21 protein-coding genes and 1 other annotated feature are annotated in these 25,309 nt (G+C 37.6%); of the genes, 8 read left to right on the top strand and 13 right to left on the bottom strand.

Annotation, left to right across the window (positions count from 1 at the left end; all coding sequences use genetic code 11):
- Positions 1 to 189: 189 nt before the first annotated feature.
- Positions 190 to 401: a binding site (T-box leader), on the top strand.
- Between the two features lie 91 nt (positions 402 to 492).
- From leuS to ACIQXI_RS00210, 4 genes are all read left to right on the top strand, one after another.
- Positions 493 to 2,910 carry a leucine--tRNA ligase gene (gene leuS / locus ACIQXI_RS00195; RefSeq protein ID WP_402920122.1) on the top strand — a complete coding sequence of 806 codons (2,418 nt, stop codon included), beginning with the start codon at positions 493 to 495 and terminating at the stop codon, positions 2,908 to 2,910.
- 227 nt (positions 2,911 to 3,137) lie between these two features.
- Positions 3,138 to 4,883, top strand: a complete 1,746-nt coding sequence (locus ACIQXI_RS00200; protein WP_402920124.1) for a methyl-accepting chemotaxis protein — start codon at positions 3,138 to 3,140, stop codon at positions 4,881 to 4,883.
- Positions 4,884 to 5,018: 135 nt separating this feature from the next.
- Complete coding sequence (locus ACIQXI_RS00205) at positions 5,019 to 5,540, top strand: sigma-70 family RNA polymerase sigma factor (protein WP_402920126.1); 522 nt, start codon at positions 5,019 to 5,021, stop codon at positions 5,538 to 5,540.
- Positions 5,527 to 6,477 (top strand): hypothetical protein, encoded by a 951-nt coding sequence (locus tag ACIQXI_RS00210; RefSeq protein WP_402920129.1) that lies wholly within the window; start codon positions 5,527 to 5,529, stop codon positions 6,475 to 6,477. Before ACIQXI_RS00205 ends, ACIQXI_RS00210 begins: the two co-directional genes overlap by 14 nt.
- 59 nt (positions 6,478 to 6,536) lie before the next feature.
- Here the strand turns inward: ACIQXI_RS00210 and ACIQXI_RS00215 are convergent, their stop codons facing one another.
- From ACIQXI_RS00215 to nikC, 7 genes are read right to left on the bottom strand one after another with little or no spacing between them, the layout of a single operon-like run.
- Positions 6,537 to 7,802 carry a permease gene (locus tag ACIQXI_RS00215; protein ID WP_402920131.1) on the bottom strand — a complete coding sequence of 422 codons (1,266 nt, stop codon included), beginning with the start codon at positions 7,800 to 7,802 and terminating at the stop codon, positions 6,537 to 6,539.
- Between the two features lie 6 nt (positions 7,803 to 7,808).
- Positions 7,809 to 8,504 (bottom strand): response regulator transcription factor, encoded by a 696-nt coding sequence (locus ACIQXI_RS00220; protein ID WP_402920134.1) that lies wholly within the window; start codon positions 8,502 to 8,504, stop codon positions 7,809 to 7,811.
- Between the two features lie 27 nt (positions 8,505 to 8,531).
- Entirely contained in the window at positions 8,532 to 9,275 is a 744-nt protein-coding gene (locus ACIQXI_RS00225) for a sensor histidine kinase (RefSeq protein ID WP_402920137.1), read from the bottom strand.
- Between the two features lie 42 nt (positions 9,276 to 9,317).
- Positions 9,318 to 10,310 (bottom strand): ABC transporter ATP-binding protein, encoded by a 993-nt coding sequence (locus ACIQXI_RS00230; RefSeq protein ID WP_402920139.1) that lies wholly within the window; start codon positions 10,308 to 10,310, stop codon positions 9,318 to 9,320.
- Entirely contained in the window at positions 10,307 to 11,320 is a 1,014-nt protein-coding gene (locus ACIQXI_RS00235) for an ABC transporter ATP-binding protein (protein ID WP_402920142.1), read from the bottom strand. Before ACIQXI_RS00235 ends, ACIQXI_RS00230 begins: the two co-directional genes overlap by 4 nt.
- Positions 11,321 to 11,332: 12 nt before the next feature.
- On the bottom strand, positions 11,333 to 12,253 hold the full coding sequence (gene nikB / locus ACIQXI_RS00240) for a nickel ABC transporter permease (protein ID WP_402920145.1): 921 nt from the start codon (positions 12,251 to 12,253) through the stop codon (positions 11,333 to 11,335).
- Positions 12,254 to 12,267: 14 nt separating this feature from the next.
- The gene (nikC, locus tag ACIQXI_RS00245; protein WP_402920148.1) at positions 12,268 to 13,170 is read right to left on the bottom strand and encodes a nickel transporter permease; all 903 of its coding nucleotides are present in this window, start codon (positions 13,168 to 13,170) and stop codon (positions 12,268 to 12,270) included.
- A gap of 183 nt (positions 13,171 to 13,353) precedes the next feature.
- Between nikC and ACIQXI_RS00250 the strand changes: the two genes are divergently transcribed.
- The 4 genes from ACIQXI_RS00250 to ACIQXI_RS00265 all read left to right on the top strand — a co-directional run bounded on the left by ACIQXI_RS00250 (position 13,354) and on the right by ACIQXI_RS00265 (position 18,566).
- Complete coding sequence (locus tag ACIQXI_RS00250) at positions 13,354 to 14,910, top strand: glutathione ABC transporter substrate-binding protein (RefSeq protein ID WP_402920151.1); 1,557 nt, start codon at positions 13,354 to 13,356, stop codon at positions 14,908 to 14,910.
- A gap of 60 nt (positions 14,911 to 14,970) precedes the next feature.
- Positions 14,971 to 16,221 (top strand): amidohydrolase family protein, encoded by a 1,251-nt coding sequence (locus ACIQXI_RS00255; RefSeq protein WP_402920154.1) that lies wholly within the window; start codon positions 14,971 to 14,973, stop codon positions 16,219 to 16,221.
- Complete coding sequence (locus ACIQXI_RS00260) at positions 16,218 to 17,429, top strand: amidohydrolase (protein WP_402920157.1); 1,212 nt, start codon at positions 16,218 to 16,220, stop codon at positions 17,427 to 17,429. Before ACIQXI_RS00255 ends, ACIQXI_RS00260 begins: the two co-directional genes overlap by 4 nt.
- A gap of 246 nt (positions 17,430 to 17,675) precedes the next feature.
- Complete coding sequence (locus ACIQXI_RS00265) at positions 17,676 to 18,566, top strand: DMT family transporter (protein ID WP_402920160.1); 891 nt, start codon at positions 17,676 to 17,678, stop codon at positions 18,564 to 18,566.
- Positions 18,567 to 18,600: 34 nt separating this feature from the next.
- Here the strand turns inward: ACIQXI_RS00265 and ACIQXI_RS00270 are convergent, their stop codons facing one another.
- The 6 genes from ACIQXI_RS00270 to ACIQXI_RS00295 form a co-directional block, all read right to left on the bottom strand.
- A complete protein-coding gene (locus tag ACIQXI_RS00270) occupies positions 18,601 to 19,869 on the bottom strand; it encodes a TRAP transporter large permease (protein ID WP_402920163.1) in 1,269 nt (422 codons plus the stop codon).
- Positions 19,850 to 20,347: a TRAP transporter small permease gene (locus tag ACIQXI_RS00275; protein WP_402920165.1), complete on the bottom strand. Its 498-nt coding sequence runs from the start codon at positions 20,345 to 20,347 to the stop codon at positions 19,850 to 19,852. The genes ACIQXI_RS00270 and ACIQXI_RS00275 overlap by 20 nt, the downstream gene beginning before the upstream one ends.
- Positions 20,348 to 20,500: 153 nt before the next feature.
- Entirely contained in the window at positions 20,501 to 21,547 is a 1,047-nt protein-coding gene (locus ACIQXI_RS00280) for a DctP family TRAP transporter solute-binding subunit (protein WP_402920168.1), read from the bottom strand.
- Between the two features lie 56 nt (positions 21,548 to 21,603).
- Positions 21,604 to 22,647 (bottom strand): DctP family TRAP transporter solute-binding subunit, encoded by a 1,044-nt coding sequence (locus ACIQXI_RS00285; protein WP_402920171.1) that lies wholly within the window; start codon positions 22,645 to 22,647, stop codon positions 21,604 to 21,606.
- 250 nt (positions 22,648 to 22,897) lie between these two features.
- Positions 22,898 to 23,566, bottom strand: coding sequence for a response regulator (locus ACIQXI_RS00290; protein WP_402920174.1), 669 nt, complete (start codon positions 23,564 to 23,566; stop codon positions 22,898 to 22,900).
- Positions 23,563 to 25,050, bottom strand: a complete 1,488-nt coding sequence (locus ACIQXI_RS00295) for an ATP-binding protein (protein WP_402920177.1) — start codon at positions 25,048 to 25,050, stop codon at positions 23,563 to 23,565. The genes ACIQXI_RS00290 and ACIQXI_RS00295 overlap by 4 nt, the downstream gene beginning before the upstream one ends.
- Positions 25,051 to 25,309 lie beyond the last annotated feature (259 nt).

A 25,309-nucleotide genomic window follows, 5' to 3' on the forward strand; every position in this document is an offset into this window, starting at 1 on the left:
GAAAATTTTTAAAGTTAATCATTTATTAATTTTTTTCACGCGTAAAGGCTGGAATTTTAAAAACACTATGACAAAACCAAGGGAAATAAATTTTTTGTAAATTGTGTGAGAATTGTGTGTGTGCCAGGCACCGTAATAAAAAGAGGCTTGTGCTTTTTGGGACTTTCTATTAGAATAAATGCAATACATGTAAAGACATTGATGAGGAATAGTAAATTTGTGGTTCTTTTTAGAGAGCTAGCGGTTGGTGTAAGCTAGTAGGGATGCAAATTGAACTCGCCTGCTGAGTCTGCGTACATAAGTGTTATGTGTGCCGTCCTTTCCGCGTTAAGGAAGCTTGAGCCGAGTGAATCACTAATTTGGGTGGTACCGCGGGAGATAAGAATACTCTCGTCCCTTTCTGACAAAGGAAGGGGCGAGTTTTTTTATTTTTTAAATATTTTGTTAATTCTTACGATAAGTGGTATTGAACATATATAAGGAGGAAATAGTATGAGCTTTAATCATCAACAAGTTGAAAAAAAGTGGCAACAATATTGGGATGTCAACAAAACATTCAAAACAGAAAATGAAACGGATAAACCGAAATTTTATGCACTTGATATGTTCCCATATCCATCAGGAGCGGGTCTTCATGTAGGGCATCCAGAAGGATATACAGCAACAGATATTCTTTCACGTTTTAAACGTATGCAGGGCTATAATGTTCTTCATCCAATGGGATGGGATGCATTCGGTTTACCTGCTGAGCAATATGCATTAGATACAGGGAATGACCCTGCAGAATTTACGGCGAAAAATATTGCAACATTCAAGCGCCAAATTCAAGAACTAGGATTTAGCTATGATTGGGATCGTGAAATTAACACAACAGATCCTGACTACTACAAATGGACACAATGGATTTTTATCCAATTATATAAAAAAGGCTTGGCCTATGTAGATGAAGTCGCTGTAAACTGGTGCCCGGCATTAGGTACAGTATTAGCAAATGAAGAAGTCATTGATGGCAAATCTGAGCGTGGGGGACATCCGGTAGAACGTCGTCCAATGAAACAATGGATGCTGAAAATTACTGCTTATGCGGATCGCTTAATCGATGATTTAGAAGAAGTAGATTGGCCAGAATCGATTAAAGATATGCAACGTAACTGGATTGGACGTTCTGAAGGTGCAGAAGTAACATTTGGCATTGACGGATCAGATCAAAACTTTACGGTCTTTACGACACGCCCTGATACATTATTTGGAGCTACGTATACAGTACTTGCGCCAGAGCACAAACTAGTAGCTGAAATTACAACAGCTGAACAACAAGCTGCTGTAGAGGCGTATCTAGAAAAAGTAAAAATGAAATCTGATTTAGAACGTACAGATTTAGCGAAAGAAAAAACAGGTGTATTTACTGGCGCGTATGCAGTGAATCCTATTAACGGCAAAAAAGTACCGATTTGGATTGCCGATTATGTGTTAGCAACATATGGTACTGGCGCGATTATGGCGGTTCCTGCTCATGACGAACGTGATTATGAATTTGCCAAAGAGTTTGGTTTAGACATCGTTGCAGTACTTGAAGGTGGCGATATCGACAAAGAAGCATTTACAGGGGACGGTCACCACATTAATTCGGACTTCCTTAATGGCTTAAATAAAGCAGATGGTATCGCGAAAGCCATTGAATGGTTAGAGCAAAAAGGTGTTGGAGAGAAAAAAATATCTTACCGTCTTCGTGACTGGTTATTCTCTCGTCAACGTTATTGGGGCGAACCAATCCCAATGATTCATTGGGAAGATGGCACAACGACGCCAGTTCCAGAAGCAGAATTACCATTAATGCTTCCGAAAACGGATAATATCCGTCCTTCAGGAACAGGGGAATCGCCATTAGCGAATATTACGGATTGGGTAAATGTTGTAGATCCTGAAACAGGTATGAAGGGTCGTCGTGAAACAAATACAATGCCACAATGGGCAGGTTCTAGTTGGTACTTCCTACGTTATATCGATCCAAACAATACAGAAGCAATTGCGGATCCGGAGTTACTAAAACGTTGGTTACCAGTTGATATTTACATTGGTGGCGCAGAGCATGCAGTATTGCACTTACTATACGCACGCTTCTGGCATAAAGTACTATACGATTTAGGTGTTGTGCACACGAAAGAGCCGTTCCAAAAATTATTTAACCAAGGGATGATTCTTGGTGAAGGAAACGAAAAAATGTCTAAATCAAAGGGCAATGTCGTGAATCCAGATGAAATTATTGAATCTCACGGTGCAGATACACTTAGACTTTATGAAATGTTCATGGGTCCATTGGAAGCTTCTGTTGCATGGTCTACGAATGGTTTAGATGGTGCACGTCGCTTCTTAGACCGCATTTGGCGTTTACTTGTTAACGAAGAAGATGGTACATTATCAACGAAGGTTCAAGCTTCTGACGATAAGTTCCTAGAAAAGTCATATCACCAAACAGTGAAAAAAGTAACAGAAGACTACGAAGGTATTCGTTTCAATACAGCAATTTCACAAATGATGGTGTTCATTAATGATTGCTACAAAGCAGAAGTCCTTCCAACAGCTTACGCTGAAGGATTTGTGAAAATGCTAGCACCAATCGCACCACATATTGCAGAAGAACTATGGCAGCTATTAGGTCATGAAGCAACACTTTCTTACGAACAATGGCCAACATACGATGAGTCTAAGCTAGTAGACGATGAAGTAGAAGTTGCTGTGCAAGTAGCAGGTAAAGTGCGTGCGAAAATTATCGTTGCAAAAGATGCTTCAAAAGAAGAAATTGAAAAAGTAGCATTAGCTGACGAAAAGGTACAAGAATATATGACAGGTAAAGACTTGGTGAAAATTATTGTCATCCCAGGTAAACTTGTTAATATCGTTGTTAAATAATGAATAGGAAGAACCGTGGAATACGCTTTAAGTTAGCGTACTTCACGGTTTTTTTTGTCGACAAATGCCGATGAATAGGTAAAATAAAACGACATTTATTGACAAAAGATGGGTAAAAAAGATATTATTTTATATTTTTATAGCAAAATATGTATCTTTTGGCGTTGATAAAGGTTAAAATTCTCTATGTATATAGTAATAAAAACGATGAGAAAAGGAGCATATTTATGAAAAAGTCACAAAGATTGAGCGATAAAGTATTATTGTTCGCAAGTGTTGTCGTAATCCTCATTGTAGGGTTAGTGATCGGTATTTTATATATGAATACTAATAATTCCGTTGAAGGGGCAATCGGTCGTGATGGCGTATCAAAAGCACAAACAATTGCCTCATTATTAGATGTAGAAGCGTATAAAAAATTAATCGAATCAGAGGATTCAACGTTATATAAAGAGTTGCGAGAAGAATTAAATACATTACGTATACATAATGGTCTGTTATATGCTTATGTGTTATATCCACCAACAGAGGGGGAAAATTTGAAATTTTTAGTCGACGGTTTACCGTTAGATGAAGAAATGGCTGGCGCTATGGGGGATCCATCTGAAGTCCTTACATATAACGATGGTCAAAAGGCAATTGATAATAACGGTTATTATTCAGATATTCAAAAAAGTGAAACATATGGTTCGTTAATGTCTGCGATTACTCCATTAAAAGATAGTGCTGGGGAGATAGTTGCCTTTGTCGGTGTAGATATGATGGCAAATGAGGTACAAGCTGTGCAAAGCGATGTATTAAAACAAACGATTCCATTTATCGTCGTTATTTTATTGCTTGGCGGTATTATTTTAATTGCTATTATTCGTTTTTATACAAATCGTCTATTACAACCGCTAGTAGTATTGAAAGAGGTTGCGGAACAATTCGCAGATGGCGATATTCGCAGTGCTGAAAAAGGTCTAGAATCGATTAAAGTAGCAGGGAATAATGAAATATCTGCTTTTGCCAAAGCATTTACACAATCCATGTACAAATTAAAGGAAACATTCCACTTGATTCACGGAACAGCTTCCAATTTACAACAAGCGATTGATAATATACAAACTTCAACAGCAACAGTAAGCAGTTCTAATGGCGAAGTAGCAAATAGTATCGTGACAATTGCTAGTGGAAGCGAACAGCAACGTGCAAACAATGAAGAAGTTGTGCGTGCAATGGAAGAAATGGTGTCAGGCATTCAGCGTATGGCAGATGCTACAACAAATGTAGCAGAATCATCGAATGATATTACTGAGCGTGTCCAAACAGGAGTAGCAGACTCTGAAAATGTCGTGATGAAAATCCAACAAGTTGAAAATTCAGTCCTTGCTACATCCGATCATGTTACGGAGATGGGTAAACAATTCCGCTCAATTGAAGAAATGGTCGCTGTTATTACAAGTATTGCCGACCAAACGAATTTACTCGCATTAAACGCAGCAATCGAAGCGGCGCGAGCAGGCGAGGCAGGAAAAGGCTTTGCCGTGGTGGCAGATGAAGTACGAAAATTAGCTGAAATGTCACGTGTGTCGGCTGAAAATATCCAAAATCAATTACAAAGCTTTAGCATTACGACAACGAAAGCATTGGAAGAAATGCAAACAAGTGCTACAAGCGTGAAAGATGGTAGCGAAGAAGTAGGCAAAATTGGTCAAGCATTAGTGATGATCTTACAAGCAGTCCAAAGTGTTAACCAAGAAATACAAGAAAACTCCGCTATAATTGAACAAATGTCAGCAAGCTCAGAAGAAGTATTGGCATCAGCTGAACAAATGAATAATGTTATTATTATGAATGCTGATCGTGCGGAAAGTGTTGCGCAAGCATCTGATCAACAAATGGCGATTGTTCATAATTTAGAGTCTGTTGTTGAAGAATTAGAAAACAGCTCTAAAGAAATGTTTAATGCTATTAATCATTTTAAAATCTAAAGAATAATGCAGTATTGGGTTTAGCAAAAAATAGGTAAACAAAAAGTGTCCGTCATTTGGACACTTTTTTCATTTTAGTGAAACCAATTGCTATTTGATTACGACTATAGGGTGAATGATAAAGGGGGGGCTCGTTTGAGTGAGCATTTAACAGCCATCATGGCAGAGCACGGCGAGTATTGCCTGCGTGTGGCTTATTTATATGTGCGAGACTGGTCGATTGCTGAAGAAATCGTCCAAGATGTATTTCTCGCTTATTACTTACAACAGGATCGCTTTGAACAAAGAGCTTCGCTTAAAACCTATTTAGTGAAAATTACAGTACATAAAAGCCATGATTATTTAAGAAGCTGGAAAAATAAACGCCATCAACTATTTGGCAAGCTGCATTTTGGTGCAAGTAAAAGAACGCCAGAAAGAGATCTTATTCAAGCACAGGAGCGAGTGACGTTGCAAGCAGCTTTATTTGAGCTACCCATTTCTTATAGAGAAGTGTTAATTCTTTATTATTATCAAGAATTAAAAGTACGTGAAATAGCAGAGGTGCTAGGCAGTACTGACAATACAGTAAAGACAAGATTGCGTAGAGCAAGACAACTGCTACAAAACAAACTCGAACAATGTGATTGGGAGGTGCTAGGAGATGACATCTTTTAAAAACAAGCTGGATAAGGAACTAGGAGAAGCACCACGATTTACAAAGGCATTACAAGAACGTATTGTGCACAGTGCCGAACAACAACAGCACAAACAAAATCGCCATTGGCAATATCCCGCCATGATTGTTGGTGCAATCGTGACGTTACTGTTTTTATTCGTCGTTGGGCCATTACAGCAAACAGTGTATCCACAGCATGCTTCCATCGTTGAACTAGCACAAAATGAGCAAATACAACAATTATCTATTGCATCAAATCGGAATGAATATTCATTTAAAGCAGGGAGAACGGGTTGGGTTATCGGCCAACAAGAGTACGGAAAAGGGGAAGAGGCGAAGCTCATTGAAAACGTCCTTCAACATGGTGTTGTAGCACATAAAAATGATGATTATCACGTAATAAATAATATGTGGGTAGAATTCGGCAATGGGCAATCGGTAAAGATAACATTGTATAGGAATATGCAACAACTTGCTTTTCTCGATGTAAAAACAAATACCTTTTATAAAGTTAATGATGAACAAGCTGTAACGGCATTTACAGACTTTATTTTTAAGGTGGTAGAATTTAGCCCTAGAGGATTTATTGCAATGATGGTCATATTAGTTTTAATTCTTTTTGGAGCTTGGGTGGTTGAAAGAGCCGTTCGCTGGAAATTTAATATTCCAAAAGAGCCGAAGTATGTAACTGACAAGCATCAGAAAACGGCAATTATTTTGAAGTTCTTTAGCTTTATTGTGCTTGCAATATTTAATTTGAAACAGTGGATTATCTTTATTGCCGCTGACTTTGTGCTTATTTTAGTTTCGATGTTGACACTTATAGCAACCGAATATTACTTCGGACGCCATGAAAAACGACATTATGTGGCGATAACAAATGCTGTTTACTTACTTATTGTATTTATCGCTTTTGTTATTTGGTTCAATAACTGAAAAAAGATGTTTCGCACGCTTGCGAAGCATCTTTTTTGTTTATTATGTAAATCATTGTGCTAATCGTCTGCCGTTGGAACACGACTAGTCTGCTGTAGCAAGAATTGCAAGATGCATGACACGAGAAAGCTAACGGCTAAGCCATATAAAAAACTAAAGTGGAGGCCCACAGCAATACCAATAGCCATCGACAACAAAATGGCGAACCAATTTTGTTTATGAATCGTGCGATTTGAAAATAACAGCAATAAGATAAAAGGCAAGATTGTAATATGGATAAAGGCAAAGCTATATATCACAGTTAAAATCGTCATTTTAATGGATATAAATACACTAAAAAGTAAAAGTAACAAGCCTATTAAATAGTAATAATACGGTCTCCTTGTAGAAAAAAATCGCTTTGTTGCGCGCATTTCTACAAGTAGTGTAGTGATAATAGCCAACAACGTAATCACGAGAAAGGCAAAAGTTAGAAAACCAGGCTGTACTTCATATAAAAAAGTTAATATCAAAATTTGAAATTGACCATAAGAACCGCTATACAAAGCAATCATTAAGATGGCTGTAAAGGATAATGTTAATAATGCTAAAACGACACCTGAGGAAAATAAGCTACGGCGTACTTTTTTAGGTTTAATAAAGGCAATTAAATACCAAGTCGATTTATCAAACAACACTTGCCCTAAAATAGCTAACTGAATAACAACATAAAATAACATAATTTCACTGTTTTTAAAGTAAAACAAATACGGATGGTATAAGCGAATGCCTTCGTAAACAGTGCTTGCGCCATTTTGTACAAAATAAAAAATCGGGATAAAAATGAGTAAAGAAAATAACAATATGATAAATAAAGTATCTAACCATAATATCCCTTTTATAGACAATAAACGATCGAATGCTAACATCCCAATTAAAAATAAAGCCAATGTAAACGGCACAGGGATATTAAACATAATCGTTGATAACACACTAATACTAATGAATTGAATAAGCCAAATTTCAATGCCTGATAGTAAATAAAACAGTCTTACTACATATAAATTCATGCCACTTAGTTTGTCTTGCATTTTCATTAATAAAAAACTTTGTTGGTGCGGGCTTTGTGTATAGCCGCTTTTATTTAAAAAAGAACCAAGTACGATAAACGCAATGGCTGTTGCAACTGTATAACAAATACCGGCCATAAAACCGAATGAAATAAGAGCAGATGGAGAGGAAAGTAAAAAATTACCGCTTATCCATCTTGCTAATATGGCAATAACGCCGGCTGTAGTACTTAAACTTGCTAGCGGGACGAGAAGTGAACGTTTTTTAACATACATTTTTTACTACCCTCTATACTTTTGTGATACTTTATATTGACGTGGCGACTGATTGTATTTTTTCTTAAAAGCGACACTGAAATAATGCTGACTATTAAAACCACAGCTTTCTGCAATAGAGGACATACTCGCCTCCATATTATCATTCATCTTTTTAATCGCCATCTCTAAGCGATAATTATTAATATACTCGTTAATGCCAATCGCTTGTTCCTCTAAAAATTTACGGCTTAAATAGCTTGGATTTAAATGGATTTTTTCTGCAATAATATTGAGTGTTAGTTTTTCATGATAATTTTCATGAATAAATGACAGGGCACTTTGAATGGCATCATGGTTAGAGCTCCATGCTTTATATTTTTCGACGATATCATTTAATTCACTGGCAATAACAGGCTTCGTTAAATAATCCTTCACCCCAATACGCAATGCTTGCTGTGCGTATGCAAAGGTCTGAAATGCTGTCACCATAATAATATCTACTTCATAAAGCTCCTTTAATTCCTTGCTCAACGTAATACCATCCTTTCCAGGCATTTGTATGTCTAGAAAGGCAATGGTCATACGATGTTTTTTAGCTAATTGTAGCGCTTGAGAAGCATCAAGAGCAGTATGGAACTTCCAATTTGGAAAATGTGGCTTTAATAAATAAATCATTTGTTCTAACTCTAACGGCTCGTCATCGGCGATTAAAATATTCATGTTGTTCATCCTTTCTACTTCGATAGCTTATGCAGGTACATGAATAGTAACAGTATAGAGTTGCTCCTCACTTATGGTCGAAAACAACATATTTTCAAGTCCATAAATAAGTTCTAAACGTTTTTGAACATTTTCAAGCCCATAGCCTTGCTGTAATTCTTCTTCCGTAGGTTGAAGTGCCGTATTATTGGGCTGTGTATTGGTGATTTCAATCAATAAAAACTTGTCCATTTTTTTTATATAGATGGACAGCTCGGCAGGCCCAACGTGTTTTTCAAAGCCATGTTTAAAGGCATTTTCAATAATTGTTTGAAAAATGAACGGCGGAATTTTGACAGCAAGTGCTTCATTATCGATAAATTTGCGTATTGTTAAACGATGTCCAAAGCGTAGCTGTTGAATATTTAAATAGCTATCAACAAATTGGACTTCATTTTTTAATGCGATTAACACATCATGATCATTATATTTAAATTTAAAAAACGTGGCTAAAGCTTCAATGCCCGCAACTAAATCTTCTTTACGATTAATGCGTGCTAGGCTTAACAAAGAATTTAAAGCATTAAAAAAGAAATGCGGCTGAATTTGTTGATTGAGCTGTAAAATATTTGCACGTTGTAAATCTTGCTCAAGCTCCAAATGTCTTTTTTCTTCTTCAAGACTATCAATCTGTTTTTCAAATATAAAAATAAATGTAAGCAGAAAAGCTCCAATAATTGGAGCAATTACACATAGGAGAATATAAATGTTGAATGTTTCTAGTTGTAACATAACGAAATGGACCTCTCCTGTTTTTTATAAGTGTAAATAACATTAAACTAAATTTTCTGCAAAATGGCAAGCTACCTTATGCGTAGCACTTATGTCCCTTAGGGCTGGTATTTCAGTTCTACATGTATCGGTTGCAAATGGACAACGTGTGTGAAAGCTACAACCGGTAGGGGGATTTAGCGGTGATGGAATATCACCTTTCAAAATAATGCGTTCCTTACGATGTTGCTTATCGATAATTGGGATAGACGAAAATAATGCTTTCGTATAAGGATGAAGTGGTTGAGAGAACAGGGAATGCTTATCAGCGATTTCAACCACTTTTCCAAGATACATGACCATAATCCGATCAGAAATATGACGAACAACACTTAAATCGTGTGAAATAAATAAAAATGTTAAATCTAAATCGCGTTGCAATTTTTTTAGTAAATTTAATATTTGCGCTTGAATAGATACGTCTAATGCAGAAACCGATTCATCACAAATAATAATTTTTGGATTAACAGCAAGAGCTCGTGCAATACCGATACGCTGTCTCTGCCCACCTGAAAATTCATGTGGATAACGCTCGAGATATTCTGGGCGTAAACCAACGAGTGCCATTAATTCGAGCATGCGAGCCTCCTGTTGCGCAGGTGGAACAATTTTTTGTATGGACATGGCTTCCGTCAGCATTTTACGAATCGTTCTTCGTGGATTAAGAGATGCATAAGGATCTTGGAAAATAATTTGAATATCCTTTCTTGCCACGCGCAGTTCTTTTTTGTTCATCGTGACTAAATTTTTGCCGAACAATAATACCTCACCTGATGTTGGTTCATCCAATCGTAAAATCGCACGACCTGTTGTCGATTTCCCGCAGCCTGATTCACCAACGATGCTCAATGTTTCTCCTGGCATAATATCAAAAGAAACGCCATCTACAGCTTTTACAACTTGCTGCGCACTAAAGAGTTTTTCTTTCTTTAAGAAAAAATGTTGTTTTAAATCGTTTACTTGTAATAGTGGTTGCGTGTTGTCTTTCAATGTCATACCATCATTTCCTCCTTCGCTGATTCGTCTTGCCACTCTTCACTATACATCCAGCATCTTACCTTTTTATCCGGCTCAACCGTAATAAGTTCTGGTTGTTTTTGACGACAGAGCGCTGTAGCAAATGGGCAGCGTTCTGCATAACGACAGCCAATCGGATAATGATAGGGGCTCGGTACTGTGCCGTGAATGGTCGAAAGCTCTTGTTGATCTTCATAGAGCTTTGGCAACGATTGAATTAAGCCAGTAGTATAAGGATGAAGTGGCTTTGCAAACAGACTGTCGGTTGCCCCTTCTTCTACTACTTGGCCGGCATACATCACCGCAATTTTATCGCAAATTTCTGCTACCACACCGAGATCATGTGTAATAAAAATAATGCTCATGCCTAATTGTTGTTGCAAGTTTCGAATAATATCGAGTATTTGTGCTTGAATCGTTACATCTAGCGCAGTAGTCGGCTCATCGGCAATTAATACATCGGGTGTACACGCTAAAGCCATAGCAATCATAATTCGTTGGCGCATACCACCACTTAGTTGATAAGGTTCTTGCTTCGCTCTTTTTTCAGGAGCGGGTATACCGACTAAGCGAATCATTTCCACTGCTTGTTGCCATGCTTCTTTGCGAGACAAGCCTTGGTGTAAGCGTATTGTTTCAGCAATTTGTTCACCAACAGTTAATACCGGATTGAGGCTCGTCATTGGCTCCTGGAAAATCATTGAGATTTTATTACCTCTTATTTTGCGAAGTTCTTCCTCAGACAATTTCAGTAAATCGGTATTGTTTAGTAGTATTTCACCATTAATAATTTTACCTGGGGGTGATGGGACTAGTCTCAGAAGGGACAGGGAAGTCATAGATTTTCCACAGCCTGATTCACCTACAATGCCTAAAGTTTCACCTTTATGAAGTGTAAATGATACACCATCAACCGCTTTGGCAACCCCCTCACTGGAATAAAAGTATGTTTGTAAGTTTTTTACTTCCAATACAGTATCTTGTTTCATTGCATTTCCCCCCTAATTTAAATCCATTCGTTTATTAAATATTCTGTATAAAATATCGACAAATAGATTAATTATGACAAATATTAAAGAAGCGACAAGGACGCCCCCTTGTACAACTGGTATATCTCGTGTACGAATCGCATCGACGATCATCCGACCAAGTCCGTTGACAGCGAAAACCGATTCTACTAAAACGGTTCCACCAAGTAATGTTCCAAACTGTAGACCGACCACTGTAATAACAGGAATTAATGCATTGCGTAAAGCATGTTTTAAAATAATAACGTAACCCTTTAAACCCTTTGCTTTTGCTGTACGAATATAATCTTGATTGACCACATCAAGCATGCTGGAGCGGGTCATACGAGCTACAATGGCAGCACCACCAGCACCCAGTGTAATGGCAGGTAAAATTATATGTTTTGCACTTTCCCATCCAGCTACAGGTAACCATTGTAGCTGTACTGAAAATACATACATTAATAAAATTCCTAGCCAAAAGCTTGGTAACGAAATCCCTAATAACGCTACAATCATTAAACCGACATCTAACATAGAGTAGGGACGTATTGCGGAAATAATACCGGCTATAAGACCGAGCACAATGGTGATTAAAATACTATAAAATGCAAGCTCAATAGTAATGGGTAGACGTGTTGAAATTTCCTCAAGGACAGGCTGTTTATTTTTTAATGAGTGCCCCATATCCCCATGGACAAGATTGTTAATATATTCACCGTATTGAACATAAAGAGGCTTGTTTAATCCTAAATTTTCACGTAATTCTTCAACGGTTTCATTAGAAGCCCCTTCTCCTGCTAAAATTAAGGCTGGATCACCAGGAATCATTTGCATAATTAAAAACACAACGAGTGTTACACCTAATGTAACCGGGATAATCTGGGCAATTCGTTTTACTATAAATAGTGTCATATCGCTACACTCCTTTAATTTTTCATTCTAGGGTCAAGTGCATCTCGTAAACCATCTCCGAACAAGTTAAAACCGAGCACAAGTATCGAAATCATTAAGCCGGGGAACAGCGCCATATAAGGTGCAGTGAAAATAAAATCTCTACCATTGGATAGCATGGCACCCCATTCAGGTGATGGAGGCTGCGCACCTAAACCTAAAAATGATAGGCCCGCCGCAGATAAAATAGCTGTCGCTAAACGCATAGAGGCCTGCACAATAATCGGTGATAAAATATTAGGGAAAACATGTTTTGCCAAAATCGTTACATCATTTGCACCAAGTGTTCGAACAGCATCAATGTATTCCAATTTCTTCACTTCCATTGTGGAACCTCGTACGATACGAGCGAACATTGGAATAGAGAAAAAGCCAACTGCTATTGTGACATTGATAAGACTAGGACCTAATGCACTAACAATAGCTAAAGCTAGTAAAATTCCAGGGAAGGCTAGCATGATATCTAAAATACGGCTGATGATGGAGTCTATCCATCTGCCGTAATAGCCAGCTATAAGCCCGAGCAATGTACCAATCGTGCCACCGAAAAGTACGGCTGAAAAACCGACACCAATAGAAAGGCGTGCACCGTATAAAATTCGACTAAAAATATCCCGTCCTTTATCATCTGTCCCCATTAAATGCTCCAAACTAGGTGCTTGTAATTTTTGATCTAATTGCACATCGTACGGATCATACGGGGCGAAGAATGGGCCGATAAGAAACATAATGAGATAAAGAAGAATGATGATGCCACCTGCAACTGCCGCTTTATTTTTTTTAATTTTACTGACAAAATTAATCATATTTTTTTTTCGAGATGCTTTGCGCGCATCCAATAAAATCGACTGATCCATCGTTGTCGTTACTTTTTCCATAATGATTTCTCCTTTTTTAATAGATGTGTTATCAATTTATTGAAAAGCGCACAGAAAGTAAATATTCTAATGCAGATTAGTCAGAAAATTTAAAAAACAAGTAAAGATTTTAAAAAACAAGGGTATTTTATTTCTTTATAATTCGAAATGTAAGCAATAATTAATTAAGGAGGAGTAGTTTATATGAAGAAAATGAAATGGTTATTATTAGCACTTCTGACAGTCGCGCTATTGCAGGCTTGTTCTACTGCAAGTAACAAAAGCGAAGAAGGTTCAAAGGAAGGTGCAAAAAGTGTAGGGGGAGAACTGATTGTCCTAAGGGCTTCAGATGCTACAAGTCTAGATCCGCACTTTATTACGGATATTCCTTCAGCAAATATTATTCATGGTAAAGTCTATGAAACATTAGTGGCGTTTGATAGAGATCGCAACATTGTGCCGTTATTAGCAAAGTCTTGGGAGCAAAAGGACGAGTTAACGTGGACATTTACGTTAAACGAAGGCATTAAATTCCATGATGGCGAGGAATTTAACGCAGAAGCTGTGAAAACGACATTTAATCGTATTTTAGATCCAGCGACAGGCTCACCACAACGCGATAAGCTATCCATGATTAGTGAAGTCGTAGTGGATGATACGTATGTCGTAACATTAAAATTAAAAAATCCATATGCACCGTTGCTTTCAATTTTAGCAAGCCAAGAAGGTAGCATTATTAGTCCGAAAGCCATTGCGGATGCGGCAGACCAGTTAGCGACAAATCCAGTGGGAACAGGTCCATTTATTTTTGAATCATGGAAATCAGGTCAAGCGATTACATTAAATACGAATAAAGACTATTGGGGTACTGTACCGAAAATAGATAAAGTAACATTTAAAATCGTACCTGAAGATTCAACGCGTTTAGCGATGATTGAAAGTGGTGAAGCACATATTGCCGACCAAGTACCAGTTACGGATATCGATCGAATTGAAAACTCGTCAACAATGAACTTATTCCGTACAGAAGGGCTAGCAGTTGAGTTTATCGGCTTTAATGTCAAAGATTCATTATTATCAAATGTTAAAGTACGTCAGGCAATTAGTTATGCAGTCGATCGTGAAGCTATTATTAGCGGTATTTATAATAATGTAGGAACACTAGCTAATTCAGCGATGAGCCCGAAAGTAATCGGTTATTCAAGCGAAACAAAAGCTTATGATTATGACGTTGTCAAAGCAAAACAATTGTTAAAAGAAGCAGGCATTAAAGAAGGCACGAAAATGAAATTACTTACAAGTGATCGTAAAGAGCGCATCAATATGGCTGAAGTTGTGCAATCTCAATTAAAGGGTATTGGCTTAGACGTTGAAATTCAAGTAATGGAATATGGTGCATTTATTTCAGAAATTACGAAAGAGCATCATCAAATGTTTATTAGTGGCTGGGGTAATGCTACTGGGGATGCTGACTATAACCAATACAATTTGTTCCATACAGCTTCAATGGGTGCACCAGGAAATCATTTCTATTATAGTAACCCAGAAATTGATAAACTAATAGAAGCAGGTCGTTCGGAATCAGACCAAGCTAGTCGTAATGACATCTACAAAAAAGCGATGCAATTAGAGCTAGATGAGGCGGTCTATATTCCTGTTCGCAATTATGAACACATTGCTGTTTATAGTAATACGGTAAAGGGCTTTTGGTTGGATGCATCGAATTACACAATGCTTAGTAGCGTTGAAATTGTCCAATAAAGGCATGGAATGAACTTGTTTTATTACTAATCATTAACATACAAATGAGGAGAGTAAACGATGAGCACACTATTGCTGAAAAATGTCAGATTAGAAGAAGCTTTTGAACATGAAAATGAGCACATTGTCGCAACTCGTACAGCTATTTATGATGTCCTAATTGACGATGGGCATGTAAAAGAGGTCGGCAAAAATATCGTAGTTACTGAAAATATGGAAGTTTTGGATGCGCAACAACAATTATTAGTGCCTTCCTTCCGAGAAATGCATATTCATATCGATAAAACGTATTTTGGTGGGGAATGGCAAGCACCAAGACCGATTACAAAAGGCATATTAACACGTATTGAGGAAGAGCATACATTGTTACCGAAGCAATTACCTACGGCGGCTTATCGTGCTGAGGAAATGGTGAAATGGCTTATTGCTCAAGGGCATACACATATTCGGTCACATTGTAATGTGGACCCACAAATTGGCACCAAACATATTGAAATTACAAAGCAAGTGTTAGACAAATATAAGGACCAAATTACGTATGATATTGTAGCCTTTCCACAGCATGGTTTGCTTCGTTCGAATGTAGAAGGATTGATACGTGAGGCCATGACAATGGGGGCTACATTAGTTGGCGGCGTGGATCCATCGATTGTGGACCGAGATATTGAAAAATCATTACAAACAACAATGCAAATTGCGCAAGACTATAATACTGGTATCGATATTCATATTCATACAGCCAATACATTAGGCGAATTTGAATTTTATAAGTTGATTGATTTAACAAAGCAGGCTAAAAAAGAGGGGCAAGTGACAATTAGTCACGCAATGGCACTGGCAGATTTAGCACAGCCACAATTAGAAAATCTAGTACAAGCAATGGCTGCGGTGCAAATGGATGTGACAACAACAGTACCGATTGGCATGAATCGCTCGACAATTCCAATTCCATATTTATATGATCAAGGGGTAAAAGTGTCGGTAGGACATGATAGTTTAACGGATCATTGGTCGCCATATGGTACGGGTAATACCATTACAAAATTAAATGTAATGGCGGAAAGATTCCGTTTCATGGATGAATATGCTTTAAGTCGTGCCTGGAAATATGCTTCTGGCGGGATAACACCACTGAATGATAAGGGTGAACGTATATGGCCGAAGGTTGGGGATGTAGCAAATATGCTATTGGTAGATGGCGTTAGTACAGCACATGTCGTAGCTAGAAGATGTCCAATTTCAACGGTTATTTCACAAGGTAACATTATTCACCAGCAGGAAGTCGGAGAGCTGAAAGGAGAATTCAGATGAAGCAATGGCTGACAAATGTTCTACTTGAAACAGGAGAGTATATTAAAGATAATGATACAGTTGGAACAAAGGTGGAACTTTTTCACCTAGAGATTACTGAAGGTGTTATTTCACAAATTATTCCGGCAACACAAACAATCGAGGCATCACAAAACGTTACCGATATGAAAGGTAAACTTCTATTACCTGCTTTTAAGGAAATGCATAATCATTTAGATAAAACCTACTTATCATTGCCTTGGAAAGCTGTTATACCATCAAAAAATTTAAAAGATCGATTAGCGCATGAAGCGCGAGAGCTGCCGATTTTAGCGCCAACGGGCAAACAGCGAGCTGTTGCAATGATTGAAAAAATTATGAGTAACGGCACAAATCATATTCGTACGCATGTCAATATTGATCCGTATATCGGTTTAAAAAATTTGGAAGGTGTTTTAGCCGCACTGGATGACTATAAAGATGTTGTAACAGCTGAGGTTATCGCGTTTCCACAGCATGGCTTGCTACGAGATGATGTACCGCAGTTGCTACGTCAAGCATTACGCAACGGTGCAACAATGATTGGTGGGCTTGATCCTGCTGGAATCGATAATACGATAGAACGCTCTCTATATGAAACGATGAATATCGCCCAAGAGTTTAATGTTGACGTGGATATTCACTTACATGATGGCGGACACGTTGGTTACTATACAATCGATAAATGGCTTGATATTGTTGAAGATGCCAACTATCAAGGTAGAACAGCGATAAGTCATGCCTTTGCATTAGGTGATGTATCCGTTATGGAGCAACATACAATTGCAAATCGTCTTGCACAGCAACAAGTGAAAATTATGTCAACTGTGCCGTATAACATAAATCGCGTGATGCCACCAATTGATTTGCTGTCAGAGCATGGTGTCGATGTGCATTTTGGTTGTGATGGATTTTTTGATTCGTGGAGTCCATATGGCTCTGGTGATATTTTAGAAAAAGTAACGACGTTTGCAGATATTTCTCGAAAATTAGATGAACGTTCGATTCGTCAAACATTGAAATATATTACAAATGGGATTACGCCATTAGATACAAACGGTCAGAAGGTGTGGCCAAATATAAACGATGAAGCAAGTTTTGTCTTCTTTGACGCAGTATCAAGCGCTGAAGTCATTGCAAGAAGACCTTTAGAGCGTACGCTTATGTCTAAAGGGACATTTATTCATTAAAAGGTTTGTGACGTTCTATTCATAAAATTATCCCCCTGAAATAATTTTATATAGACGAAAATCCACTTACATTCCTGTGCGGAAGTATCGCTGTCCTGGTGATAGCGATACTTGGCAAAGGAAAGTGAAGCGGTTTTTTTATTTGGGGCGACAGTTATTGTCGTGAAGTTTTTTGGCTGATCAAGAATGTGTATGCCACTATTGCCAAGGCATGAGGCATTATTTTTTATATGCGAGGAGTAATAAATGAAACAATTCACAACATATATGATTTTATTTTTTTGTGTCTTTTTTTGGGCTAGTAACTTTATTATTGGCGCAATCTTTGGACAACAATGGGAGCCAATCGCCATTGCTATTTACAGACTTGTCGTTATTGTTGTTTTTTTAGGTGCTATAAGCTGGCGAGCAATCGTTCAGACAACGGTAACACGTCGCGATATTTTATTGTTAATGATTGCTGGTATTCTAGGTGTTGCCATTAATCACTATAGTTTTTATGCAAGTTTACAGCATACTACGCCGATAACAGCAGCGCTTATATTAGCGTGTGCTCCCATTGTGACATCCTTACTGAATAAAGTTATTTATCAAGAATATCGAAATTTTATTTTTTGGATTGGTGCGATACTTTCGTTCGTTGGTGTTTCGATGATTATTACGAAGGGTGCATTGATTGGCATATCAATTGGCAAAGGTGAAGTACTAAGCTTAATTACAATGATTAGCTTTGCTTTATTCCTCATTATTGTCAATGACCTTAGTCATCGAATGTCAGCTGCAGCAATCACGTTTTATACAAATGTCATTGGTTTAATTGCGTTACTACCATTTGGCACTTCTATACTGTCTCAGCAAAATTTGCAGGTGACAGTGCCATATTGGTTGCTTTTAATTGTGTCCGCTATTATCGTTCATGGTATTAGTAATTTACTTTGGAATAAAAAAATGAAAGAAGTAGGCTCGACCAATGCATCGCTGTTGCTAAATTTTGAACCTGCGATTGCCATGGTCCTAAGTGCCATTATTTTAAATCAACTACCAACGAGCATTCAAATTTATGGTTCCTTGCTCATCCTAATAGGCATTATTCTTAGTATATATTATAAGAAGTGCCAGGCACCGAAACAAATATGAATATTCAGAATTGTTCGGGTGCCTGGCACTTTATTTATTTCATTTGTTCTGGTAACCATAGTGATAATTGTGGAAGTAGAACGACGATAGCTAAGAATACAATCATTAAAATAATAAATGGAATTACGCCTTTGACCACTTCGCCGAGCTTTTCTTTTGCAATACCACTTACTACGAAAAGATTCAGCCCTACCGGAGGTGTAATCATCCCAAGCTCCATATTAATTGTCATAATGATGGCAAAGTGAATAAGGTTAATATCAAAGTGAGCAAGAATTGGTAACAAGATTGGTAATGTAATTAAAATAATGGAAACGGCTTCTAAGAACATCCCCATAATAAAGAATAAAATGTTAACGATAATCATGAAAATCCATTTGTTCATATCACTTTCTGCAATCCAAGCACCAACTTGCTGAGGAACTTGCGCGTTCGTTAAATACAATCCAAATAACGATGCGGCACCGATAATTAAGAAAATCATCGCTGTAATATTAATGGACTCCACTAATACTTCACGGAAATCTTTTAACTTCATTTCACGATAAACAAATAATGAAACGATTAATCCATAAAATACGGCAATTACTGCTGACTCAGTAGGTGTGACAACCCCTGAATAGATCGTTCCTAAAATTAAGATCGGCAAGAAGCCACCCCAAATGGCTTTTAATGATTTACGCCCACGCTCCCCCCAAGTGGCAGGCTCATCTCCTTTAAAACCATTGCGCTTGGCATAAAAGATGGCAGCAACGATTAAAATGCCAGTTAACGCAAGACCAGGAATAACTCCAGCCATGAACAATTCGCCGATGGACTGCTCGGATGTAATACCATAAATAATTAACGGGACACTTGGCGGAATTAAAATGCCTAATGTACCTCCGGCAGCTACAAGCCCCATTGAATAGCGCTTTTTATAACCCGCTGAAATCATAGCAGGAATCATAATCGAACCGATGGCAGCAGCAGTAGCAGGGGAAGAACCTGAAATGGCTGCGAAAATAGCACAGGCAACAATCGTTACGACAGCAAGGCCGCCAGGGAGATGACCAATCCATGCGCGTAATGCTTCTATTAAATATTTTGAAATGCCTCCACGTGCCATGAGTACGCCAGCTAGAACGAAGCCTGGTATAGCCATCATTGGGAAAGAATCGAGTGCTGTAAATATGCGCTGCGGAATCATGTTCATATTAAAATCAATTTGAAAGAATACTAATATCGTAGACAGTGCTAAGCTCACTGCGACGGGTACACGTAAAAATAATAAAACAAAGAAACTAAGTAAGAGGATTAGCATATTCTTCGTCCTTTCCTCGTAAAATGTTGACTAATCGTTCTACAAATCGTAATAAAAATAAAACACCCGAAATCGGTAGGACCAAATAGACAACCCACATTGGGATACCAATATCAAGAGATACCATGCCTGATGTAAAACGATTTTCAACTAAAATAAAGCCATAGTACGTATAAATAACACAAAAGACAATGCTTAAAGATGTTGCGACTAAATCTAAAATTCGTTTATTGGAAGGTTTTAATTTATCGTATAAAATATCGACTTGGATATGTTGATTGTGGCGAAGTGCTAAACCAAAACCAAGAAACGTCCCCCAAATTATGGCGTAGCGTGCTAATTCTTCTACCCAAGCTTGTGGCTCGTTAAAAATATAACGCATCATAACTCCGTAAAAGATTAGTGCTATGCCAGCTACGAAAAAGAAACCAGCAAGGATTTCCTCTAAATAGCCCCAAACTTTATGTAAAACATTCATGCGGATGCCTCCTTAAAAATATGATTAAATTTTTGCCTAATCATAAAGTAAAACGTCGATTCGTTGAAAAATCGATATTGTAATTTTGTAAGCGATTTACTTTAAGAAAAAGAGTGAGTGTCGATTACTTATCGACACTCATTGTTGAAGAACTTATTTTAAATCACGAATACCGTTAATTAATTCTTCAGTAATTGCTTTACCGAATTCTTCGTAAACAGGCTCTAGCTCAGCTTTGATGGCATCTTTTTGAGCAGTTGTTAATTCAATTACTTCAATACCAGAGTTTTTAATGTTCTCAAATGATTTTTCATTTTCTTCAGCAGCTAATTCCCAAGCTAATGTTGTTGCTTCAGCTAAAGAGTCTTCGACCGCCTTTAATAAATCTGTAGGGATCTTTTCCCAGAATGGTTTGTTTACAAAGATGGCATAGTCAAGACGACCATGTTCTGATACAGAGAAGTACTTTTGCACTTCTTGGTATTTTTGAGTATCAAAGTTGTTAAATGTGTTTTCTTGTCCATCAACTGTTCCTTGTTGAAGTGCAGCGTATGTTTCACCAAATGAAATGGTAGCAGAGCCAGCATTTAAAGCTTTAAATTGCGCTTCTAGTACTTTACCTGCTTGTGCACGGAATTTTAAACCTTTAAAATCTTCAACGTTTACAAGTGGATGTTTGTTATTAGAGAAATGCTTGAAGCCATTTTCCCAGAATACTAAACCTTTAATATCATTTGCCGCTAATTGATCGGATTCCAAAATTGTTTTAGCTACGTCAGAGTTAAAGAATTTACGAACATGCTCTTCATTCTCAAAAAGATATGGCATGTCCACATACTGCCAACGAGGGTCGATTTTCACCATTTTTGTTACAGATGGAGCAATCATATGTACGTTTCCAGATACTAATGCATCAAGCTCATCATTATCGCCATATAATTGGGAAGAAGGGTATACCTCCACTTTCACTTTACCGTCTGTTTTCTCGTCCACTAATTTTGCAAAAGCATCAGCTGCTTTCCCTTTCACGCTGTCAATTGATGTAACGTGAGAAAACTTAATGATCAGTGGTTTGTCCTTTGTATAACCACCATCTCCCTCGGCTGCTGGAGCAGAAGCAGGTGTTTTTTTATCGCCGCCACAAGCTGCCAATGCGAGTACAAGTACAGCCATGAGTGACATAAGAAGCCATTTTTTCATTGCAAATCCCCCTTAAAGTTTTGATTATAGTTAAAAGGATCCCCTTTAAACCCAAATTATTGCCGTGCTTGGTTTTTTGGTAGCGCAAGTATATATTTCTTGCTATAGTTTTTGGCGTAATAATCATAAACCGGTTCAAATGCAGACTCCCATTTCTCGACATCCTCATCTGTAAAGTAATGAATATTAATACAACTGCAAGCTTCCATTTCTTGCAAACGTTCTACCGTAAGTTTTTCGGCAAGTTGCCATTCCCATCGCTGTACTTCTGCTAATGTATCGATTAGTAATGTTTGCACATCTTGCGGTAACGACTGCCAAAATTCGTTGTTCATAAGTAGTAAATAACCTAAATACCCGTGATTACTAATCGTCAAATAATCTTGCAGAGAGTGCAGATTTTTACTTGTAATATTCGTTAGTGTATTTTCCTGGCCATCGACATTGCCTTTTTGTAGTTGATGGAAAACGGTGTTGAAATCAATGCGTTTTGGATATGCTCCAACGCTGGAAAATTGCTCTGCTAAAATATCACTCGGCATGATGCGCATGCGTAAGTTTTTTAAGTCAGAAACTTCTTCGATAGGGCGGATGCTGTTACTGAACTGCTTAAATCCACTATCCCAAACGCCTATTGAAAACAGATTATGATCGTTTAGTTTCTTCATTAAAGATTGACCAACTTCACTCTCAACGTATGTATGCACTTCATCGGCATTTTTAAATGCATATGGCAAGTCCATAACTGACCATTCAGGGACAAGCGTTGTTATTTTTGATATGGCGGGAGCGATCATCTGAATATCGCCGCGTAATAGCGCATTCATTTCTTCGCCATCCTTATAAAGAACGCCGTTTGGAAAGACTTGAATTTCTACATGACCATTACTACGTTGTTTAACGAGTTCGGCAAACTTCACTGCTGCCATGCCTTTCGGTGTGTTTTCACCAACTACATGCGAAAATCGAATAACAATTTGTTCTTCATGACTTAACTGCTCGTTGTCTGTGGGGTATTCTTGTTGCTGACAAGCAACTAATAGCACTGTCAGCAAAATGATAACGCTAACAAATTGTCTGTAAATGCGATTGCACCACATACAAATTCACCTCTATTCTATGGAAGATGTGAACGTTCTTTATTTTATTTGAAATATCAAAATACTCAATATTATGGTATTAATGAACGTTTTGGTATTTATGGTATTTAATGATTTGTTATGTTTTATTGAATGGGACTAAGAAATGTTGCTTTTACAATAAAGAAAGAATCTGCTAATCTTTGCGGGAATTTGACTTTACCCATGAAAAGAGCAGATTCTTTTTAATTGTCGGGACAACACAAATATTTCATTTCATCGAATAGTATTTGGTAGGTCGTCCAACTGTTCCGTATTTTAATTCAATATGGACAGTGCCCTTTGTAGCTAAAAAGTCTAAGTACTTTCTTACAGTTACTCTCGCCATGCCAACATTTTGTGCTAGCTGCTCAGAGGTAATAGGTGCTTGGTGTGTCGTTAAGTAACTTAAAATTTGCTCCATTGTAATGTTGTTCAAACCTTTTGGTAGTTCATGCATTTCATGTTGTATGCCTAACCACTGATCGATATGTTCTTGATTAATTGTCGATGTACTTAGTAAATTTTTTGTAGCATTTTTATATTGCAGTAAAGCTTTTTCAAAACGATCAAAACGAAAAGGTTTTATTAGATAATCGATGGCCCCGAGTCTTAGTGATTCCTGGACTGTAGGTGCGTCCCGAGCTGCCGTAATCATAATAATATCGGAAGGAATACGCTGTGCTCGAATTTTTAAAAACAATTCCATGCCGGTCATATCTGGTAAAAACATGTCAAGTAAAATAAGGTTGGGTTGTTGAATGATAATTTTTTCATAAGCCTCACGTCCATTCACTGCTTCACCTATAAGTTGAAAACCGCTCATTTTATTTAAGAATCCTTTGTTTACCTCAAGGACCATTGGATCATCTTCTACGATAAAAACTGTATGTTTGCTCATTGTTCTGCCGTCACCCCTATTTTAATTGTAATTGTTGTGCCAATATGAACAGTTGAATCTACTTGAATTGTGCCATTGTTGGATTCCACAATTTGTTTGACAAGGGCAAGCCCTATGCCATGTCCTTCTTTTTGTTTCGTGCTAAATCCATAATCAAAAATGCGATGTGGTACGCCTTCAATGCCTTTACCACTGTCCTGCACTTCGATAAATAAATAATGTTTATCCCCAATAATCGTTAAGTGCACATCCTTATTGACACATTCAAAGCATGCTTCCATCGCATTATCCAATAAGTTGCCAATAATCGTAATAATATCGCCACTCGATAAGCCACTCATAAAGTCCACGAGATTTGAATTTTCATCAATTGTCAGCTCCACGCCAAGTTCCTTAGCGCGTGAGAATTTACCAAGTAATAAACCTTGAATTGAATAATCTTGAAATTTATCATGCAAGCTTTGGATTAGTTCCTCTTCATCGGTAATTTCATCAATAATAAGGCTTAAAGCATCATCATTGCGTTCTAATTGAATAAGGCCAGCGATACTATGGAGGCGGTTCATGTATTCATGTTGTTGTGCTCGCAAAGAATCGACGAGCATTTTTATACCTGTTAATTCTTCGGCAAGCATATTGGCTTCTTTGCGGTCGGTTAACATAATAAGATAGCCTGCGTTTTGCTCCATAATGCGAATCGGAATTGTCCGCACTAAATACATTTGCTCGAACATTAACAATGGTCGGTAGATTTCGTGTTGTTGAATAGTGTCTTCTGCGAGCCATGTGTCCTTAAACAATGTTTTGCGGGAAGCTTTTTGTCCAAAGAAATGTGTATATTGCCTTGCTAAACGGTTCATAAACGTGACATTGCCACATTCATCGGTAGCTAAAATACCAATATCCATCGCTTGGATAATACCTGAACGTTCTTCTACTAATCTGGCTATTTCGTAAGGCTCTAGGTTAAAGGTTTGACGCTTTAAATGGTTAGCAACCCAGACAGAACCTCCTAACCCGATTACTAGGCCCCAAAATAGTGATACTAATATATCGAATTGATATTCGTCTAAAAGGTTATACCATTTTGGTGCGAGTAGCCCAACGGTAATAACGCCAACCTGTTTGGTACCTTCCTCATTCATAATAGGAACGAAGGCTCGAACGGAATAGCCTAATACGCCACGTGCTTTAGATATGTATTCATGTTGAGAGAAAGCTTCTATTTCATCGCCACCTTCAAACACAGTGCCGAGCTTACTTTCAGATGGATGTGAATAACGAATACGATCCATATCGATAATGACAATGTAATCAACATCTGTTGTTAAGCGAATACGTTCAGCTATTGGCTGAATAATGTCAAATCCCGCTTTAGTCCCTACATTATTTTGCACTTCAGTAAGCTGAGATACGGTTCGTGCTATTGCAATAGCACGGGCCCCGAATTCCTTTTCTAAAGCACCGGCTAGATTATGGATCATAATGGCCCCACTCGTCGAAATAGAAAAAATCACAATAATAAACGAAAAGATAAACATTTTTAGTCGTAATGATATGTTTTTCATAACAATGAAAAGGAATGCCTAAAAAGCAACCTTTTATAGCTTCATCACCTCAGTTGTGTATTTTTCGATATGAAGGCTCCTTGTAAACGGAGATAGCAAAACCCATTTTTCTAGCAATGTAATAGGACTATCATTCTATAATAAAGTAACATAAAAGAGTGCTTGTTGTAATACA

Origin of the sequence: Lysinibacillus sp. NPDC097195 (assembly GCF_044762075.1) — a bacterium.
Taxonomy (GTDB): Bacteria; Bacillota; Bacilli; order Bacillales_A; family Planococcaceae; genus Lysinibacillus.